The organism is Pseudonocardia sp. KRD291, from assembly GCF_019263595.1.
GTDB lineage: Bacteria > Actinomycetota > Actinomycetes > Mycobacteriales > Pseudonocardiaceae > Pseudonocardia.
Genome location: NZ_JADQDD010000430.1, coordinates 1 through 3,643, shown reverse-complemented (window position 1 = coordinate 3,643; position 3,643 = coordinate 1). Strand labels below are relative to the sequence as shown.

General features: G+C 74.5%; 6 protein-coding genes. All 6 read left to right on the top strand.

Annotated features, from left to right (window positions below):
• Positions 1–46: 46 nt before the first annotated feature.
• The 6 genes from I4I78_RS31240 (at position 47) to I4I78_RS31215 (ending at position 3,556) form a co-directional block, all read left to right on the top strand.
• Entirely contained in the window at positions 47–754 is a 708-nt protein-coding gene (locus tag I4I78_RS31240) for an alpha/beta hydrolase (protein WP_218615109.1), read from the top strand.
• A 202-nt stretch (positions 755–956) separates the two neighbouring features.
• Positions 957–1,718 (top strand): hypothetical protein, encoded by a 762-nt coding sequence (locus I4I78_RS31235; protein ID WP_218615108.1) that lies wholly within the window; start codon positions 957–959, stop codon positions 1,716–1,718.
• A 4-nt stretch (positions 1,719–1,722) separates the two neighbouring features.
• On the top strand, positions 1,723–2,241 hold the full coding sequence (locus I4I78_RS31230) for a hypothetical protein (RefSeq protein ID WP_218615107.1): 519 nt from the start codon (positions 1,723–1,725) through the stop codon (positions 2,239–2,241).
• The gene (locus I4I78_RS31225; protein ID WP_218615106.1) at positions 2,238–2,798 is read left to right on the top strand and encodes a hypothetical protein; all 561 of its coding nucleotides are present in this window, start codon (positions 2,238–2,240) and stop codon (positions 2,796–2,798) included. Before I4I78_RS31230 ends, I4I78_RS31225 begins: the two co-directional genes overlap by 4 nt.
• Positions 2,798–2,989, top strand: coding sequence for a hypothetical protein (locus I4I78_RS31220; RefSeq protein ID WP_218615105.1), 192 nt, complete (start codon positions 2,798–2,800; stop codon positions 2,987–2,989). The genes I4I78_RS31225 and I4I78_RS31220 overlap by 1 nt, the downstream gene beginning before the upstream one ends.
• Positions 2,990–3,079: 90 nt before the next feature.
• Entirely contained in the window at positions 3,080–3,556 is a 477-nt protein-coding gene (locus I4I78_RS31215; protein ID WP_218615104.1) for a hypothetical protein, read from the top strand.
• The last annotated feature ends 87 nt before the right edge of the window (positions 3,557–3,643 follow it).

Genomic DNA, 3,643 nt, shown 5'->3' with positions numbered 1-3,643 from the left:
GGTAGCCGGACCGATGAGATCCGGCGCCGGTGTCGGTCCACCGTGCATGACGACTTTCGCTCTGATCCCCGGCGCCGGGACCGACACCTGGTACTGGGGGCCGCTGCAGGAGGCGCTGCGCGAGCGCGGGCACCGCGCCGTCGCCGTCGAGCTGCCCTGCGAGGACGACACCGCGGACTTCGGCGACTACGCCGACGCCGTCGCCGCCGACGTACGCGACGCCGGCGCGGCCGACGACGACCTGGTGGTGGTCGCGCACTCGTTCGGCGGCTTCACCGCGCCGCTGGTCGTCGACCGGATCCCGGTCCGTCGGATCGTGCTGCTGACCGCGATGGTGCCGGCGCCGGGGGAGTCCCCGGCGCAGTGGTGGGACGCGACCGGCCAGAGCGATGCGATGCGCGCCCTGGACGAGGCCGAGGGCCGTGACCCCGACGACGAGACCGCCCGGTTCGTGCACGACCTGCCCGCCGCGCTGGCCGCGGAGGCGCTCGCGCACGACCGCGGGCAGTCCGACACCCCCTACGACGCCGTCTGGCCGGGCGACGGCTGGCCGGACGTACCGACGTCGTACCTGCTCTGCCGCGACGACAAGATGTTCCCGGCCGCGTTCGTCCGGTCGATGGTCGCCGACCGCCTCGGCGTCGCCCCCGACGAGATGGACGGCAGCCACTACGTGATGCTCTCGCACACCGCCGAGCTCGCCGACCGGCTCGTCGCCTATGCCGCGCTCGACGCCGCGGCCCCGATCCCATGATCACCTGATCGGGGAGCGTTACCTGCCCGGCCTGGTCGGTTCGTCCGCTTCGGGTGATCTGTGCCGGCCCGGACCGCTCGCTCCGATGGTCCATTGCGGTGACTCCCGCGTGACTCCGTGACCCGTGGTGAGACCGGTCGTTGTCCGGTACGGACGCGCCCGATCCCGTGTGGCGTGCGGAGAGCCCGAGGAGCAGGCACGGATGACGGCACCGGTCACGGACCCCGCAGAGGTCACCGAGATCTCCCGGGTCGCACCGACCGGGGACCCGGTCCGGCTGGGTCTCCCGGCCGCGCTCGGACGCCAGGACTGGTACGGCTCCACCCGCTTCGCCGGCCGGCAGATGTCGCGCCAGTTCTCGTTCGCCCCGGCCGGGCAGCACCGCGTGATCCCGACGACGATCATGCCGGGCGCGCGCACCAGCACCCGCAGCTTCCGCGGGTTCGACGCCGTGCTGCACGAGGCGCCGGACCGCTCGGACGCCGCACTCGTGCTGGCCGGGCCGTACAACGAGGCCACCACCTGGTTCGGCGGGCCGGCCCCGGACGTGTCCGGGATCAACGCGCTGCTCTCCACGCTGCAGTTCGTCGACTCCGAGCGCGGCGCGACGCTGTCGCCGGCCGCGCGCGACCTCGTCCAACAGCCCGACGTCACCGTGATCGGCCGCAGCGCCGAGTCGGTGATCATGCTGCGGCGCGGCACCGAGGCACTGCCCTCGCTGCCCGACCACGCCGGCATGCTGCTGCCCGGCGGCGAGCTGTGGAAGGCGAAGCGGCGCCTCGAGCCCGGCCAGGAGGCGTCGGTCGCCGGCACCCCGCACCAGTGGCGCTACGTCGTCGCGACGCCGACGGCGGTGCTGAACGTGGTGCTGCTCGGCCCGGAGTCCGGCCGGCCGGTGACCGGGCTCAGCGACGACGGCGTCGTCGGTGCCCTGTCCGCGCTCGGCGCGAGCTGGGGGAGCTGAGCCGATGTCGCTGCCGTTGGCCGTCGCGTTGCTGGCCCTGCTCGTCGCGCTGTTCGCGGTGACCGCGCTCATCGCGGTGTACGCGCGGGTGAAGGCGCTGGAGGCCGGTCGGGGTACCGACCTGTCCGGCTACGCCGCGCTGGTCGGGCGGCCCGCCCCGGCCGCCGTCGCACCGCGGGCGGGAGAGAAGGTCGCGATCGTCGCCGTGCTGGACACGTCGTGCGCGTCCTGCCTCACGATGTGGGGATGCGTCAACGAGGTGGCGACCGAGCTCGCCGGGGCCGAGCCGGCCGCGCGGTACGTCGGGCTCGTAGACCGGGCCTCCGACCTGGCCGGGGCCGCGACCGGCCCGCACGCCGAGCTGCTCGCCGACGTCACCGTGCGCGCCGACCTGTTCGAGGGCTACGCGCCCACCCTGCTCGCCGTGGACGCCGGCGGCACCGTCAGCCACCGCAGCTTCGTCTACCCGGACACCGACGTCCGGGCCCTGCTGCTCGACCTCGTCGAAGGAACCCGGTCATGACCCGCCTGGACGACATCCCCTCCACCTCCGCGCCGGGGCCGGATGCGCCGGATGCCCGGCCCAGCGGGGTCGTCGCGCAGATCCGGGCGATGCGCCCCGGCCGACGGGTCGTCGTCCGCTCGCTGCTCGTGGCCGCGGCGGCCGGCGCGCTGGTGCCGATCGACTGGCTGATCTCCAAGCAGCGGGCCTCGGCCTCGGGCGACGTGGAGGACCAGGACCTCGAGCCGGGTGCCACGTCGGAGTTCAAGAACTGCGCGCCGGAGAGCTACGACGAGGAGGCCAACAACTGGTGGACCGCCTCCAGCCCGGCCGCGGTGTGCTTCGGCGGCTGGCGGCGCGGCAGCTTCCCGTGCGACGACACCGCCTACCACCGCGAGGGCCGGTACTCCTCGAAGGGCGAGACCTACCACTCCACGCGGATCGCGAACGACTGCGAGGGCCGCAACGCGTGGCGCTGGAAGGGCTACCGCTGCTCCGACGCCTGGACCGTCGCCACGTTCCCCGACGGGTCCGAGTACAGCGCCGTGACGATCGCGGCCTGCACGCTGGACGACTGATGCCCGCCCCGGCCCGTGCCGGCCGCCGGTGGCTGCATCCGCTGGTCCCGGCCCTGCTGCTGGCCGGTCTCGTCGCCGCCCTGGCCGCCGCCGGGCTGCTCGGGACGGGGGTGCCCCCGGTCGCCGTCGGGCTCGCACTGATCATGCTCGCCGGGGGCGGTGCCGGGTTCGCCAACTCCGGCTCGGTCTGAAGCCACAACTCGGCGTTCCTGCTGAGCGCGTCGGTCTGGCGCGGTGCACCCGTCCTGCGGTACTTCGGTTCCGGCCTGCTGGCCGGCGCCGTGCTCGTCGCGTTCGTCGCGGCGGTGCTCGGGGCGCTCCCGCAGGCGCTCGTCCCCGACGTCGTCCTGCGGGCGCTGTTCGCCGCCGCGGCGCTGGCCGTGCTGGGGCGCGAGGCCGGGCTGTGGCGCTTCCGGGTGCCGGAGAACCGCCGCCTGGTGCCCGAACGCGTGCAGCACCTGCGCGAGTGGGGCGCGCTGCAGTTCGGCTTCGAGATGGGGACCGGCGTGCGGACCTACTCGCCGTCCGCGCTGCCGCACCTGTGCGTCGCCGCGGTGGTCCTGGTGCTGCCGTTCCCCGGCGCGTTCGTCCTGGCCGCGGGGTTCGCCGCGGGCCGCCTGGCGATGCCGCTGCTGTCCAACGCCTACAGCGACGACGGCTCCTGGACCGAGGTGTGGTCGCGTGTGGAGCTGCTGGTCCGCCCCCTGCTGGCCGTGACGACGGTCGCGGCCCTGGCCGTCGCGGCGCTGATGTGGTGACCAGCTCTCCGGACCGAGTTGGACGAGCGCTTCGTTCGTGCAGCGGAGTTGGACGAACGGAGCGCTCGGGCACCGTTCGGCGGGGGA

What these genes read in the sequence shown, in the direction of transcription:
- I4I78_RS31240 (WP_218615109.1), top strand. Translation starts at nt 47, where the DNA reads ATGACGACTTTCGCTCTGATCCCCGGCGCCGGGACCGACACCTGGTAC.
- I4I78_RS31235 (WP_218615108.1), top strand. Translation starts at nt 957, where the DNA reads ATGACGGCACCGGTCACGGACCCCGCAGAGGTCACCGAGATCTCCCGG.
- I4I78_RS31230 (WP_218615107.1), top strand. Translation starts at nt 1,723, where the DNA reads ATGTCGCTGCCGTTGGCCGTCGCGTTGCTGGCCCTGCTCGTCGCGCTG.
- I4I78_RS31225 (WP_218615106.1), top strand. Translation starts at nt 2,238, where the DNA reads ATGACCCGCCTGGACGACATCCCCTCCACCTCCGCGCCGGGGCCGGAT.
- I4I78_RS31220 (WP_218615105.1), top strand. Translation starts at nt 2,798, where the DNA reads ATGCCCGCCCCGGCCCGTGCCGGCCGCCGGTGGCTGCATCCGCTGGTC.